Annotated in this window: 9 protein-coding genes; 7 read left to right on the top strand and 2 right to left on the bottom strand. The window is 48.5% G+C overall.

Going from position 1 to position 15,444, the window contains the following annotated elements; translation table 11 throughout:
• Window positions 1-24: 24 nt before the first annotated feature.
• From AAC052_RS20445 to AAC052_RS20420, 6 genes are all read left to right on the top strand, one after another.
• The gene (locus AAC052_RS20445; protein WP_151998445.1) at window positions 25-366 is read left to right on the top strand and encodes a helix-turn-helix transcriptional regulator; all 342 of its coding nucleotides are present in this window, start codon (window positions 25-27) and stop codon (window positions 364-366) included.
• Window positions 363-3,014 (top strand): ABC transporter permease, encoded by a 2,652-nt coding sequence (locus tag AAC052_RS20440; protein ID WP_339815281.1) that lies wholly within the window; start codon window positions 363-365, stop codon window positions 3,012-3,014. The genes AAC052_RS20445 and AAC052_RS20440 overlap by 4 nt, the downstream gene beginning before the upstream one ends.
• Complete coding sequence (locus AAC052_RS20435) at window positions 3,011-5,629, top strand: ABC transporter permease (RefSeq protein WP_339815280.1); 2,619 nt, start codon at window positions 3,011-3,013, stop codon at window positions 5,627-5,629. The genes AAC052_RS20440 and AAC052_RS20435 overlap by 4 nt, the downstream gene beginning before the upstream one ends.
• 40 nt (window positions 5,630-5,669) lie before the next feature.
• Window positions 5,670-8,279: an ABC transporter permease gene (locus AAC052_RS20430; protein ID WP_339815279.1), complete on the top strand. Its 2,610-nt coding sequence runs from the start codon at window positions 5,670-5,672 to the stop codon at window positions 8,277-8,279.
• A gap of 132 nt (window positions 8,280-8,411) precedes the next feature.
• The gene (locus AAC052_RS20425; RefSeq protein ID WP_317490833.1) at window positions 8,412-9,440 is read left to right on the top strand and encodes a DUF4097 family beta strand repeat-containing protein; all 1,029 of its coding nucleotides are present in this window, start codon (window positions 8,412-8,414) and stop codon (window positions 9,438-9,440) included.
• A gap of 113 nt (window positions 9,441-9,553) precedes the next feature.
• On the top strand, window positions 9,554-10,675 hold the full coding sequence (locus AAC052_RS20420; RefSeq protein ID WP_339815278.1) for a VCBS repeat-containing protein: 1,122 nt from the start codon (window positions 9,554-9,556) through the stop codon (window positions 10,673-10,675).
• 71 nt (window positions 10,676-10,746) lie between these two features.
• Here AAC052_RS20420 and AAC052_RS20415 read toward each other — a convergent pair whose 3' ends face one another.
• On the bottom strand, window positions 10,747-13,059 hold the full coding sequence (locus AAC052_RS20415) for a DUF4838 domain-containing protein (RefSeq protein WP_339815277.1): 2,313 nt from the start codon (window positions 13,057-13,059) through the stop codon (window positions 10,747-10,749).
• Between the two features lie 122 nt (window positions 13,060-13,181).
• Window positions 13,182-14,336: an ATP-binding protein gene (locus AAC052_RS20410; RefSeq protein ID WP_339815275.1), complete on the bottom strand. Its 1,155-nt coding sequence runs from the start codon at window positions 14,334-14,336 to the stop codon at window positions 13,182-13,184.
• 194 nt (window positions 14,337-14,530) lie between these two features.
• On the opposite strand from AAC052_RS20410, the gene AAC052_RS20405 reads away from it, so the two are divergent.
• Window positions 14,531-15,442 carry an SMP-30/gluconolactonase/LRE family protein gene (locus AAC052_RS20405; RefSeq protein ID WP_339815274.1) on the top strand — a complete coding sequence of 304 codons (912 nt, stop codon included), beginning with the start codon at window positions 14,531-14,533 and terminating at the stop codon, window positions 15,440-15,442.
• Window positions 15,443-15,444: the final 2 nt, after the last annotated feature.

The following is a 15,444-nucleotide window of genomic DNA, read 5'->3' as shown; positions in this document are numbered from 1 at the left end:
CTCTACAATCTAGTATCATATACCATGAAGGAAACAAAATTGGGCGAATTTGAAGAAGTTCTTTTACTACTTGTGGGCATTCTGGGAGAAGAAGCCTACTCTTTCAAAGTAGCAGAAGAGTTCGAAAGTCAGACGAAACGAGAAGTCTCCATCGGAGCTGTGCACTCCACTCTTAACCGGCTGGAGGAAAAGGGCTTTCTCGAATCGGAAATGGGCCAGGCCACGGCCGAGCGGGGCGGGCGCAGGAAGCGCATCTACACCATCACTGCCAGTGGCCAACGAGCATTGGAGACTTCAAGAGACTTTAGGGTTTCGCTGTGGAGTCAGTTTCCGGCCTTTGCCACTGGCAAACTAAACTTTGGTTGAAAAAGCGCACCCACATACCGCCACCTTTAGCAGAACGACTGCTTCACCGAGTGCTCAGAAGCGACCTCGCCGAGGAAGTGCTGGGCGACCTGGAGGAAAAGTTCTATGTAACAATGGAAAGGAAGTCGGCGTGGCGGGCAAAGCTGAATTACTGGTACCAGGTGGTGAATTACCTGAGGCCATTTGCTATACGAAAGTCAAAGTCAAAAAACTCAAATAATTACTCCATGGTTACTCACAACTTGAAAATCTCGTGGCGAAGTCTTTTGCGTAACAAAAGCCTGTCCTTTATCAATGTTTTCGGACTATCAGTCGGGCTGACTACCTGCATGCTAATTATGCTCTATGTAGCCGATGAAATGAGCTACGACAAGCACTTCAAAGACGGCGACAGAATCGTCAGAATTGCGTCAGATGTCAACGGCGAAAAATGGGTGGCCCAGGCAGCGCCGATGGCGGCGGCATTGGCCGAGGATTTTCCAGAGGTTGAACAAGTAACCAGGCTTTTGCGATTTCCCGGGCTGGAAAGAATGCTGCTTCGAGACAAACAAACACAAAAGCAGTTTTTTGAATCAAATGGCTACTATGTTGACTCGACCTACTTTGAGGTTCTTAGCACTGAGCTACTTTTCGGAGATTCTAAAACCGCACTCAGTGAGCCTAACTCAATCGTTATTTCGCAGGACGTGGCCAACCGTTTTTTCGGCAGCGAAAACCCGGTTGGGAAGGTGCTGGAGGTTGGACTTTCCTTCGGCGTTTTTAACTACACCGTAAAGGGAGTGCTAAAAAAAAATCCCTATAAGTCTCACATCCCAGCTAATTTACTCTTATCAATGAATAATGGTGACGTGGGTGGGTGGGTCGACAGACAAAAAAGCTGGGCAACTAACAGCATTTTCCACACCTACGTGAAGCTAAAGGAAGGTACTGATCCATTAGTATTCGAAGGCAAACTCGACGAGTTTTTCGATCGCCATGGTGCCGCCTACTTCGAAGCCTCGGGTATCAAGAAAACGCTTTTTGTTCAGCCTGTTACAGATATCTATCTCCACTCCACCTACGAGTTTGAAGTGGCAGCCAATGGCAATATCAAATACCTCTATATTTTCACTTCAATAGCCGGCTTCCTTCTGCTTATCGCTTGCATCAATTTTATGAACCTCAGCACAGCCCGAAGCGAAAGAAGGGCAAAAGAAGTGGGCATGAAAAAGGTGATTGGCGCAAGCAAAAGCTCCCTTATTAGCCAGTTCTTTATTGAGTCGATACTTATGAGCGTGCTGGCTTTATTCTTTTCGCTGATCCTCATTCAACTGGCACTCCCAGCATTCAGTGAACTTACCGACAAGCAACTCTCTCTTCTTCAATTACCTAATCTGCTGGCATGGCTGGCAGTCCTTACTCTACTAACAGGCCTTCTGGCTGGGGTCTATCCAGCGTTTTTTCTTTCTTCCCTCAGGCCTGCGGCGGTTCTAAAAGGAAAGTTAAAAAACTCTTCAACAGCTTCCGCTATTCGTCAAGGGCTGGTAATTTTTCAGTTTAGTGTATCGATCATCCTGATACTGGGCTCGTTGGTAATCAATCAGCAAATGAACTATCTGAGTCACCAAAATCTAGGTTTTGACAAGGCAAGGAAAATAGTACTGCCGCTGCTGACCAGCGAGGCCGGGTCAAATGCTGTTGCTTTCAAAAATGCGTTGCTAGGCAACTCTCAGGTAGTTTCTGCCGCCATTGGCGGCTCCTATCCCGGTATTGAGAGCCTTACCGACATGCTTTTTTACGCCGAAGGGAAAGAGAAAACAGACAACGTCGATATTCAAACGACGTACGTTCAGGAGGGTTACCTGAAAACATTGGGAATCACCTTACTGGAAGGGAGGACATTTTCGAAGGAATTCCAGGCCGACTCCAATGCACTGGTTCTGAATGAGGAAGCAGTGAGCCAGCTTGGGTACCCTCTTGAGGATGCGGTGGGAAGGTCAATCCATTACGAGATTGACGGCCAGAAATACGCCATGCGAATCATAGGTGTAGTGAAAGATTACCATCACCAGAGCTTGCATCAAAAGATCAAACCACTGGCACTCACGGTAGCACCTCTTTTCAGTGGGCCTACAGCCTACGTTATTGTCGACACATCCGGGGGAGACTATAGCAAGCTGACCGCATCGTTTGAAGAAACATGGAAAGAGTTTAACCCAAATTCCCCGTTTTCTTATTCATTTCTCGATGCAGACTTTGAGCGAAATTACCAAAACGAGGCACGCACGCTGACTCTGATCCAATACTTCACCCTTATTGCCATCATAGTTGCCTGCATGGGTCTTTTTGGGTTGGCAGCCTTTACCGCTGAGCGCAGAACCCGGGAAATTGGCATCAGAAAGGTGCTGGGGGCTACTGTTTCTCAGATTGTAGCCATGCTTTCGACAGATTTTATGAAGCTGGTCGGGCTTTCTGTTCTGATAGCCAGCCCCATAGCGTACCTGGCCATGCAGAAGTGGTTGAACGGATTTGCCTACCATATTGACATTTCATGGTGGCTGTTTGCGGTAGCTGCGGGTATTGCAGCCATATTGGCGCTCGTTACAGTCAGCTTCCAGGCTATTAAGGCAGCCACCTCCAATCCGGTAAAGTCGCTTAAAGCCGAATGACCAATAAGCGCCGCATACCGCCCCCTTTAGCAGAACGACTGCTTCACCGAGTGGTCAGAGACGACCTCGCCGAAGAAGTCCTCGGCGACCTGGAAGAAAAGTTCTATGCTACAATGGATAAAAAGTCGGTATGGAGGGCGAAGCTGAATTACTGGTACCAGGTAGTGAATTACCTGAGGCCATTTGCTCTAAGAAAATCGAAACGGTCAACAAACTCAAATAACATCGACATGTACATCAATTACATCAAAACTGCTGGACGCCACCTGCGGAAAAACAAACTCCATTCGTTTATCAATACGGCCGGGCTTTCGGGGGGCATGGCAGTCGCCATCCTCATTGGCCTGTGGATCTGGGACGAGTTGTCGTACAACAAGTACCACGAAAACTATGACCATGTGGCCCAGGTAATACAAAACGTATCCAACAACGGAGAAATCCAGACCTGGAGAACTGCTCCCTACCCACTGGCTGAGGAGCTCAGAAGTAACTATGGCAGCGATTTTAAAGAGGTGATCCTCGCTTCCGGCCAATGGGAAATGATCATCGCAGCAGGTGACAAAAAGCTCACCAAAACCGGGTTGTTCGCAGAGCCGAACCTACCCGAGGTGCTGACACTAAAAATGATTGCCGGCAGCCGGAACAGCTTGCAGGACCCGGCTTCCATCCTGCTTTCGCAATCACTGGCAAAAGCTTATTTTGGAGATAACGACCCGGTTGGACAGCAGCTTCAGCTCGACAACCGGATGAATGTGTTCGTCACAGGCGTGTACGAAGACCTGCCGGGCAACTCCACCTTCAAAAACGTTTCCTTTTTTGCGCCATGGCAGCTGTACTACGATGCCACCGAATGGATCAGAACAATGAATGATCCGTGGCGGCCCAACGCCTTTCAGGTGTTCGTGGAGTTGCCCGAAAATGCAAACCTAAGTGCTATTTCGGCCAAGATAAAAGATGCGAAGCTAAAAAAGGTGAATTCTGAATTGGCCAAAAAGCAACCAGCACTCTTTCTTGACCCCATGAGCAACTGGCACTTGTACTCTGACTTTGAAAACGGAGTGAACGTGGGCGGCAGGATCAAGTACGTATGGCTGTTTGGCATCATTGGAGGCTTCGTTCTGCTGATGGCCTGCATCAACTTCATGAACCTGAGCACTGCCAGGTCCGAAAAAAGGGCAAGAGAAATTGGCATTCGCAAGGCGATTGGCTCTCACCGAAGCCACCTGATAGCACAGTTTTTCACCGAGTCAGTTTTGGTCACTTGCCTGTCTTTTCTTCTTTCTGTCATCATTGTTCAATTGTCGCTGCCATTTTTCAACGAAGTGGCCGACAAGCAGATAGCAATCCTTTGGAATAACCCGTTTTTCTGGATGATTGGCATTGGCTTCACCTTATTCACAGGCCTTATTGCAGGCAGCTATCCTGCGCTCTACCTCTCATCGATACAATCGGTGAGAGCGCTCAAAGGCACCTATAAAGCCGGCCGTATGGCGACTATTCCACGCAAAGTGTTGGTGGTCATTCAATTCTCCATTTCCTTTATTTTGATCGTGGGCACACTGGTCGTATTTAAGCAGATCGAATTTGCCAGAAACAGACCCCTGGGTTATGACTCAAACGGCCTGGTGGCTATGCCTCTCCTGACCAATGATATTCATGACCATTTTGAAGCCGTCAAAACAGAGCTGACAAACGCTGGCGCCATCGTAGAAATGGCTGAATCGGAGAGCCCGCTCACTAGCACCTGGTCAACTACCAGTGGCTTCGACTGGCCCGGTAAAGATCCCGCTCTTTCGGTCGATTTCCCTACGGTAGGTGTTTCCTTCGACTTTGGCCAAACCATTGGCTGGGAGGTAACACAGGGCCGGGACTTCTCAAAAGAATTTGGATCGGACAGCTCAGCGGTGATTTTAAATGAGGCGGCTGTTGCATTTATGGGTCTGCCAAGTCCGGTGGGAGAAACTGTGAAATGGTTTGGCGATCCGCTAAAGGTGGTGGGTGTTGTCAAAGACGTCATTGCCAGCTCTCCTTATGAGCCCGTGGCGCCTACTGTCTACTATGTTAACAATGACCCCGGCAACTATGTGATCGCCAAGCTCAATCCCACTGTGAGCGGCAGCGATGCCATGGCAACTATTGAAGCCGTCTTCACTACATTCAACCCATCTCAACCGTTCGAATATCAGTTTGTTGACGAGGCATATGCGAGGAAATTTGGCAACGAACAGCGGATTGGCAAGCTGGCCACCGCTTTCGCATCTTTGGCCATCTTTATCAGCTGTTTGGGCATTTTTGGGCTGGCCTCATTCGTGGCAGAGCAACGCACCAAGGAAATTGGTGTGAGAAAAGTGTTGGGTGCTTCACTGTTCGACCTTTGGAAACTGCTTTCCAGGGACTTTGCGGCTCTTGTGGTCATATCATCTCTCGTGTCCATTCCAATGGCCTACTACCTGCTGACTGGCTGGCTTGATAACTATGAGTACCATACCACGCTCAACTGGTGGGTGTTCGTAGTCACGCTGGCAGGCACACTCATTATCACGCTGGCGACTGTCAGCTACCAAACCATCCGGGCGGCGATGGTGAACCCCGGTAGAAGCCTGAAAAGCGAGTAGATGAATATTAAGCCATACATAATAAAAGCGTCCAAATAGCATGAACAAAACAAACACTCCTCCACGTCTTGCCGGGAAGTTGCTTTTAAAGCTTCTCAGAGACGACCTCGCCGAGGAAGTGCTGGGCGATCTGGAGGAGAAATTCTATCTGACGGCCGAAAGGAAGTCACTATCAAAAGCCCGACGCAATTACTGGTACCAAACACTTCACTATCTAAGACCTTTTACAATAAGAAAGACACAGTCAACAAACTCAAATATTACAACCATGTTCAAGCACAACTTATTACTTTCCTTCCGGAACTTTAAGAAGTACAAAAGCTCCTTCTTTATCAACCTGGTTGGTCTGTCAACCGGCCTGGCCTGTGCGCTGCTCATTTACCTTTGGGTGAACGACGAGCTTCATGTGGATAAATTCCACAAAAATGACGACAGGCTCTATCAGGTCATGATGAACCATCAAATGACGAATGAGTTGACTACCGGGCCCAGCACGCCTGACTTTCTCGCTGAGAACATGCTCAAAGAATTTCCTGAGATTGAAATGGCCACCGGCGTAACGCCGTCCGAGTGGTTTGGTAACTTTTCTTTGGTGCAAGGCAGCAACTTTTTCAAAGCCACAGGTCAGTTTGCAGAAAAGGATTACTTCAAGATGTTTTCATTCCCGCTGATTGAAGGAAATGCCGAACAAGCATTAGACGGCATCGGCTCCATAGCCATCTCAAAAGATCTTGCGGAGAAAATTTTCAAAACGGCTGAAAATGTTGTTGGCAAAACAATGGAAGTTCAAATTATCAACTTCAAATATCCAGTGGCCGTAACGGCGGTTTTCGAAAATCTACCTACCAACTCCACTGAGCATTTTGATATGGTCCTCAACTGGAAAATGTGGCAAAACATGAGTGATTTAGCCGGCAGACAAGTCAACTGGGGAAACCATGGCCCCAACACTTATCTGGTACTTAAGGAGGGAACAAATATCGACGAGTTCAATAAAAAAATTGCAGGCTACATCAAATCGAAGCGTGAAACCTCCACCGTTACACTTTTTGCGGCCAAATACTCCGACAGGTACCTGCATGGCTCCTACGAAAACGGCGTTCAAGCCGGAGGAAGAATTGAATATGTCAGGCTTTTTTCCATTATCGCTATTTTCATCCTCCTGATAGCCTGCATCAACTTCATGAACCTGTCCACCGCTAAGGCCTCCCGGCGAGTGAAAGAAGTAGGCGTAAAAAAAGCCATCGGCGCCGATCGAAAGTCTCTGATTTTTCAATATCTGAACGAGTCCATTTTGCTCACTCTCTTCTCGCTCGTGGTAGCCCTATTGCTTGTGCTACTCGTTCTTCCTCAGTTCAATGACATCACCGGCAAGCAGCTATCGCTCAACTTCGATTTGAGCCTGGTTGCAATGATTCTGGTGATCACATTCGCTACGGGGCTATTGTCCGGCAGCTACCCAGCCCTCTATCTTTCAAAATTCAATGCAGCTTTCGTACTGAAAGGCGGCAGGATCAGCACATCGGTGGGGCAGCTGTGGGCAAGAAAAGGGCTGGTCGTTTTCCAGTTTGCCATGTCTGTGATTCTGATCGTATCGGTGGTGGTCGTTTACCAGCAGGTGAACTATGTGCAATCGAAAAATCTGGGTTACAGCAAAGAAAATGTCATCCATTTTGACAAAGAAGGTAAAGTGGTGGAGAACCAGGACGTTTTTCTGGCTGAAATCAGGAATATCCCGGGTGTGGTGAATGCCTCCACAATTCAATCTATCGTTGTTGGTTCCCAAAATTCAACCCAGGGCGTTGTATGGGAAGGAAAAAACCCGGAAGATAATATCCGCTTTGAGGTGGTGACCGTCAACTATGAAGAAATAGAAACCCTCGGCATACAGGTGCTGGAAGGACGGTCGTTTTCCAGAGAGTTTGGTGCAGATGAAGAAGGTGTAATTTTCAACGAATCGGCCATCAAAGTGATGGGCATGGAAGCCCCCCTAGGCAAAACCGTGAATTTTTGGGGTGGTGACAAGAGAATCATTGGTATAGTAAAAGACTTTCACTTTGAGTCTCTACATCAAAAGGTAAATCCACTGGTTATCAGGCTCGAGCCGGACAAGACCCTGAAGGTGATGGTGAAGCTGGAAGCGGGCAAAGAGAAAGAAACGCTGGAAAGGCTCGAAGCTTTCTATGGTGAATTTAACCCGGGCTATTCGTTCGAATACAGTTTTCTCGATCAGGACTACCAGGCACAGTACATAGCCGAGCAGAGGGTCAGCAGCCTGTCGAAGTATTTTGCCGGGTTTGCGATCCTTATCTCCTGCCTTGGCTTGTTTGGTCTGGCATCCTTCACCGCAGAGCGTCGCCTTAAAGAGATCGGCATCCGGAAAATTCTTGGCTCTTCAGTCTGGAACATTGTTTTTCTGCTCACGTCCGACTTCACCAAAATGGTGGGAGCTGCCATCCTGATAGCTTTGCCCATCAGCTATTACCTGACCAGCAACTGGCTACAGGACTTCGCCTATTCGATTGACTTAACGATATGGTATTTTGCCGGAGCAGGCATAGCTGCAATGATTATCGCCTGGGTGACAGTCGGGGTACAAACTTTAAGAGCGGCCAGGGTCAACCCGGCTGACTGCCTGCGGTATGAGTAAAAAATAAAAAAAGAAGGCAACGCAACCTTTGAGCCCGAAAAGCATCTTTAAATAGTGTAACCACACTGGCAACGACAAGCGTCTTAACCAGTGTGGTTCATTACCATGCTTTTCTAACAAAACTCAAATAAAATGAAATCAATTGCTCTACTACTTTTCTTCGCACTGGTAACGGTCTCTTCCGCTATCTCCCAGGACTTTGACTACTCTTTCAAAGAAACCTACAAAGTTTCAACACCTGCGCAACTCAGCATATCATCTTCCGACGGCAACATTGATGTGCTGCCCGGCAATGGCAGCGAGATCGAGGTGTTTTTTGTGGTCAAACAAAACGGCCGCATGCTTGATATCTCAAGAACTCAGCTGGAAGAAGAGTTGACACTCACCATCATCAAAACCGGCAGCAGTGTTGACATTACGGTGAAATACCCCAATAATTCCTGGAATATTGACTGGAGAGACCGCATCAATGTGGACTTTAAAGTGTATGCTCCCAAAGAAACCACCGGTGACCTGAGGTCGTCAGATGGTAATGTGACGATTAAAGGCATGACTGCCAGCCAGAAGCTAAAGACCAGTGATGGCAACATCGTGCTTGCAGAAATTACCGGAGACGTATCCGGCGTGACGTCGGATGGCAATATCAGAGGTGAGAAAATCAAAGGAAGTGTATACAGCCGCACCAGCGATGGCAACATTGACTTCAACAATGTAATAGGAGATGTAGAGTCTACAACAAGTGATGGTAACATAAGGCTGACAAATATCAATGGAACCGCCAGGGCTCACACAAGCGACGGCGACATAGAAATTTACAACGCCAAAGGAAAAACACACACCGCCCAAACGTCGGACGGCGACATCTATTTCGAAGACCTGGCCGGGGGAATGGAAGCCATTGCATCGGACGGCAGCATCAAAGGCAATATCATTGAGCTAAGGGGCTCTTTAAGGGCTAAAACCTCCGACGGCAACATAGAGATTTCTGTGCCCGACAATCTGGGTATGAACCTCTATGTGAAAGGAGAATCCGTCGACGTGCCGCTGGTCAACTTCTCAGGACGGTCAACAAAAGAGGTCATCGATGGCAAGACCAACGGTGGCGGTGTAGATGTGAACCTAACCACGTCAGATGGGAGGATCAGACTGGTGTACAGGTAGTTGCCGGTTTGCTCCGTATTTCGATAAGAAATTCGTATTTTCATTTGCAAATAGCCCACAACCCGGAGCTCAGCAGCCGGGTTGTTGCTTTTTCCATGTAAAGAAGATACGCCATGATTTACTTCCTCAGTCTCATCATTTGGGTGTTTACCACACCTCCCAAGCTCCCATTCGAAGCACAGTTAATTGACGACCAGGTAGCGATTGGCTACGGCATCGCACTGGGCGACGTTGATGGCGACGGCAAGCCCGACATTCTCCTGGCCGACAAAAAGCAGTTCGTCTGGTATCGAAATGGGGACTGGAAAAAGTTTGTTATGATCGACAACCTGACCGAGCGGGACAATGTGTGCATTGCGGCAATGGACATCACCGGAGATGGCAAAGTAGAAGTAGCTGTAGGTGCTCAATGGAATCCGGGCGAAACCAGCAACGCAGCACAATCGGGCTCTATTCACTACCTGATAGCACCCGAAGATCGAACTCAGCTGTGGAAGGCCGTCGAGCTTCCACACGAGCCTACCATTCACCGGATGCGCTGGGCAAAGGCATCAAACGGCAAATTTCACCTCATAGTGGTGCCCCTGCACGGCAGAAACAACAAAGGAGGCGAAGGAGACGGGGTGAAAATCATCGCCTACGAATACCCAAAGAACGTTGAAGGTGCCTGGAGTAGCGTGGTTTTAGATAACAACATGCACATGACCCACAACCTGGATGTGGTAGCTTCAGGGCCTAAGAGCGGTAGCTTGTATTTTGGTGGCAAGGAGGGTGTGAGAGTCATTCAGAATTTCGCAGGTAAGAGCTCCTCAGGGTCAGCCAAAAAGATAACAGGAATGGAGTACGGAGCCGGAGAAATACGGGTCGGCAATAGCCTCCTCGCCACGATTGAGCCAATGCACGGGAACGCAGTGGTGGCTTACCTGGGAAATGAAAGGACAAGGGTAGTGCTGGACGACCAATTGAAAGAAGGCCACGCCCTGGCGGTGGCCGATTTTCTTGGCACCGGCAATGAGCAAATCGTCGCCGGATGGCGAGTGCCCAATGCCGAGGGAAAAGTAGGTATCAAGCTGTATCAGCAAGTAAGCGGGGGCAAGTGGGAGTCGCAGTGGGTTGACGACAATGGCATGGCTTGTGAAGATTTGCAGGTCATGGATTTGAACGGCGACAGCAAACTGGACATTGTAGCCGCCGGAAGGGCCAGCAACAACCTGAAAATCTACTGGAATAAATAGCTTTTTTGCGGCAGCCGCCCTATGACGATGGAACAATCACCAACACTTCCGGGTGTACAGAATTTTCGATGCTATTCCACCACTATCTCATCAATCAGCATATTGGCTGGCCTGCCTGCTCCTGGATGCCAGCCCGGTGTGTTGCCTATTGAATAAGCCTTCACTTTGACATACCTGGCATTTTGTGGGGCAAACTCACCAATGAAGTCCCGCTGCTGCCCTCCGTATTGATCAATGGGCAGGGTATTATTCACAGCACTCACAACGGTGTAGTTCTCTCCATCGGCCGACAGTGAATACTCCACCTTCTTTGGGAAAAGCCTCAGCCAGAAGCCATATTGAAAATAAGCCGACTCAATCCGGCGCACGGGTTGTAGTTCCTCCAGGTCGATCACCACTTCCAGATCTTGTCCCGAAAAGCTAAACCAGTTGTAGGTGTAGTCCTGGCTGCCACGGACGCCGTCGGTCAGCATTTTGGCATGCTCAGCCGTTACCGCATCATTGCCCGGGCTGATGAAAGTGACCTTTTTACCATAAGCCAGGTGCTCGTTCATGCCCTGCGCCAGCAGGCGATAGTTGGCTGTTCTGTATTCGTCGGGCGAGGTACTCCATTCTTTCACCTGCGTTACTCCTTCCCGAATACACAAGTCAGTGAAGTCGTCAACTTTTGACCGGAACTTAGTGCTGGCCTCCCAGCGATCTCCAAATTTTTGAAACACCCCTCCTTCTCCAGCAAACTTCTTCTTTGCTTGTTCCATCCACGCATATTCAAGAGGAAGCCTGGCTATTCTTACCCGCTCCAACAGCTCGGCTGAATCGGCAACGGCCAGCTCAGCCGCATTAAACAATTCCTCGTACCGCTTCATCAGTTCGGGTGACAGGTAACTTGTTGACGCTTCGTTGGGCGAACCAAAAATCCTCAGCGGCTGCCCGGAGGTAGCCTGAGCCTCCTTCATTTCATTGATGTACTGCTGTATAGGCTTCGCAGCTGCTCCATAGTAGCCGTTAAGAAAATCACTCATCAGCTGCGCCACATCTTCTTCGGGGTTCCACATCAGCTTCGATAGCAGGTAGGCCCTCAAGGCTGCAAATTCGCCGCCCACTTCCCGATTGCCCTGCTCGAAGAGTGCATTTACACCGTTTTTGGCAAAAAACTGAATATTCGGCTTGAGGGTGTGAAGATTTGGGAAAGGACTGACCAGGTGATTGAACTGGATGACATAATCCCACACAATGATGTCTTTGGCGATCTTGCCCCAGTCCTGCACGTCCTTCACGAAATCGGCACTGGCAGAGTCTGCTTCAATCGGCTTGTCTCTGTAAGCCTCAATGCTGCAAAGCATAATATTGACGTTGTCTCTCGGAATCAAAGTTTTGGGAGCGGCCCGGCCATACTCGTAGGCCAGGGTAGAAATCATCTTATCCGGAAACTGGTCGGCCACCTGGTTCACAAACTGGATGATAGAACCTGAAGGTGAGCCCTCCCGGTCATCAATGGCCTTGCAATTGTCGCAGGTGCAGAAATTCCGGTTATCATTTTGGCTGACCGACCAATATTTGGCTTCCGGGTTTTCTGCTATTTTCCGGCGAAGGTTCTGGATAGTAATGTCCAGTACGTCGTGGTTGGTCAGGCATAGCTGCGTAGGCAGCCGCTTGCCATTCACCATGGCGAAGTACTCAGGATGTTCATCGTAGTATACATCTGGCGGCACCAGCTCATTGAAGGTATGCACCCACATGCCCCAGTCAGGCCTGCCACCCTTTGCATCATGATCAAGCTTGTGCCAGTCGGTGTATTCCTCGTCCCAGGTAACTCTGTAGTGAGTATCTCTGAAACCAATCACCGGCACCTGTAGGTCGTCAATTTTGTCCAACACAATTGTTGCCTGTTTGGGTACCACCTTTACCTTCGGTGAATACATCCGGCATCCCAGGTACTTCTCCAGAAAGCTGTAAACACCATAAAGTGTCCCTTTTTCATTACCCCCTGCGATAATCAACCGCAAACTATCAGTCCTGATCAGGAAGCCGTCTTCTTTCAGCTCATTGAGGTTGATGGGGAGTCCCAACTCGCCCAGCCTTTCGTTTTGCCCAAGCACTATCTCGTAGCGGCTACGGCTCCTGTCAGCTTCGATAATCGGCAGCACAGCCCCCGAAATTTGAAGCAGGTAGTCCTGCAATACGTTGGCAGCTTTTTGTTCATCGGCCGTGGCTGCCGACGGAACGACAATCCGGTAGAGGGTTTGTCCTTTATCCGCAAGGATTATTCTCTCTGGCGAGTTGTCCTCCTTCTTTTGTTTGCTCTTTTTTTGGGCCAAAAGTGGACTGAAGCGGCCTCCAATTAAGAAAACAGCTATGAGGCAGGTAAATATTCTTAGTACCATGATAGTGTGTTGTTAGCTCAGGATAGCACAAGCAGTCGGGAAATGCAATGAGAATTAATGTGTGAGGCTACTTTTGTCTCTGAATGACTCTATTGCATCTTTGGGCTTTCTTCAAAAGACGCTTAATTGCTCGCCAAAAATGTCAGTATTGCGTTTAAACTAGTTACTTCCACGCCTTCAGCAATCCTGTAATTGTCGGCACCAGGTGTAATCACGTGAAGTATTTCTACTTGCAAGTCCTCTTTTGCCAGGTAGCTGCCCCTGGTCAACACAGGAGAATTCGTCAGCTTGATTTCAGCGGCTAACAGCCAGCGGCCATTTCTGCGTACCAGCAAGTCAACTTCTGCCCCATCCTGCGTCCTGTAGAAGAACACCTCATCATCAGTACGAAGCACCATCAACACCTGATGGATAACAAAACCCTCCCAGGAGCGCCCTGCCACTATATGCCCTATGAGATTATCATAAGTTGAAATATTGGACAGGTAATGCAAAACGCCAGTGTCACGCATATATACTTTGGGAGATTTTACGATCCTTTTGCCCACATTCGCATACCATGGTTGCAACAGGATAATCAAAAACGCATTTTCCAAAAACATCATATACGTTTTGACAGTGGGCACAGTAAGCCCTATCGACCTGGCCAGATCACTATAGTTCAAAATTCCACCATGCACCGAGGCAATCATCTGAAGCAATTGCCTGGTAACATGAGGCGCAGCAGGCAAACCATAAAGGGGCAGATCCCGCTGAATATAGGTATTAATAAAGCTTCGGTACCACCTCTCAACGAAACCCCTTTTGCCCGACAGAGCAGGCTCTGGAAAGGCTCCATACATCCACAGGTTGTCAAGCGAAACCTTATGTTTCACCTCCATGAGGCTCAGCGGCGACATTTCCAGGTAATTGATCCTTCCTGCCAAACTCTCAGAACTTTGCTTCAAGAGTGCCGGAGAAGCCGACCCCAACACCACAAACCTGCCGGGTCTTCGGTTTTCGTCTACCAATGCCCTGATCAATGGAAAAAGCTCCGGCTTGTGCTGAATTTCGTCGAGGATGATCGTCTTATTGATATGAGCAGAAAAGAATAGCTCCGGATCCTGAAGCTTGTTGATATCCGAATCCTTCTCAAGATCCAGATAAATCATTTCAGCTTCAACGAAGGCACTTTTGACGAGTGTAGTTTTCCCCACCTGCCTGGGGCCGATAAGGGCCGTAACTGGAAACTCTTCCAAAGAAGTAAGGTATTCTTTTTCTATAATCCGCTTAATCATCCCTGCAAATTTAAAATAAACTTTTAAAATTGCAGAGATGATTGAAATTATATCTTGTAGTCAGTAGTTCATTTTTTGCCTTGAAAAGATGGCTGATAAGTAGCGTTATGCAACCTTCCATGTATCTTTTGAGCTAATACTTTTCTCTTTGATTTTAAAAGCTGAAATTCATAACCGCTACTTAAACACTCCTTATGCAAAAAACTTCACCGCTATTTTTAGCCTGCTCATTCCTGTTCTTAGGGGTTGTGCAAGCCCAGATAACAGACCTCCGCTCACTGCTGGCACCCGGTGCAACTGTCGAGCTACTTGGTGACGGTTATAAATTTACCGAGGGGCCAACACCCGACAAAAACGGCAATGTGTACTTCACTGACCAGCCCAACAACACCATTCTGCGTTGGGATGCCACCTCCGGCGAAATAAGCACCTTCGCTGCTGCTTCCGGCCGCTCCAATGGCCTGTATTTTGACAAGAAAGGCAACCTGGTAGCCTGCGCCGACATGGACAACCAACTGTGGTCGTGGGACAAGAACGGAAAGCCCACTACGCTGATCGAAAACTATGACAACAAGTTGCTCAACGGACCCAATGACCTATGGGTCGACAAAAAAGGTGGTATATACTTTACCGATCCGCTTTACAAAAGAGACTACTGGATCCGTGACCCGGCCATGCAGCAAGATGGGCAGCATGTCTACTACCTGAGCCCTGGGGGCAAAACCCTGACCCGTGTGGCCGAAGACCTCAAACAACCCAATGGCATCGTCGGCACCACCAATGGAAAGAGCCTGTACGTGGCCGACATAGGCGACCGTAAGACTTACGTGTACGACATACAGAAAGATGGTTCGCTGGCCAATAAGAAGCTATTTGTCGAAATGGGCTCCGACGGCATGACCCTCGACAGCCAGGGCAATGTGTACCTCACGGGCAGAAGCGGCGTGATGATTTATGATAAAAGTGGCGCTGAAATCGGCAATATTCCTACAGGAAAGGGATGGACCGCCAACGTGTGCTTTGGTGGTAAAGACCGAAAAACCCTTTTCATCACAGCCATGGATGCCGTGTATGGCGTAAAAATGAATGTTCCTGGTGCGAAATAATT

The organism is uncultured Imperialibacter sp. (genome assembly GCF_963974565.1).
In the GTDB taxonomy this organism is placed as follows: domain Bacteria; phylum Bacteroidota; class Bacteroidia; order Cytophagales; family Cyclobacteriaceae; genus Imperialibacter; species Imperialibacter roseus.
Note: the sequence above shows the minus strand (reverse complement) of the source record. Positions and strands in the feature narration are given on the sequence as shown.

Excerpts from the sequence above, each read along its gene's own strand:
- AAC052_RS20445 (WP_151998445.1), top strand. The coding sequence starts at position 25 with ATGAAGGAAACAAAATTGGGCGAATTTGAAGAAGTTCTTTTACTACTT.
- AAC052_RS20435 (WP_339815280.1), top strand. The coding sequence starts at position 3,011 with ATGACCAATAAGCGCCGCATACCGCCCCCTTTAGCAGAACGACTGCTT.
- AAC052_RS20430 (WP_339815279.1), top strand. The coding sequence starts at position 5,670 with ATGAACAAAACAAACACTCCTCCACGTCTTGCCGGGAAGTTGCTTTTA.
- AAC052_RS20425 (WP_317490833.1), top strand. The coding sequence starts at position 8,412 with ATGAAATCAATTGCTCTACTACTTTTCTTCGCACTGGTAACGGTCTCT.
- AAC052_RS20420 (WP_339815278.1), top strand. The coding sequence starts at position 9,554 with ATGATTTACTTCCTCAGTCTCATCATTTGGGTGTTTACCACACCTCCC.
- AAC052_RS20415 (WP_339815277.1), bottom strand. The coding sequence starts at position 13,059 with ATGGTACTAAGAATATTTACCTGCCTCATAGCTGTTTTCTTAATTGGA.
- AAC052_RS20410 (WP_339815275.1), bottom strand. The coding sequence starts at position 14,336 with ATGATTAAGCGGATTATAGAAAAAGAATACCTTACTTCTTTGGAAGAG.
- AAC052_RS20405 (WP_339815274.1), top strand. The coding sequence starts at position 14,531 with ATGCAAAAAACTTCACCGCTATTTTTAGCCTGCTCATTCCTGTTCTTA.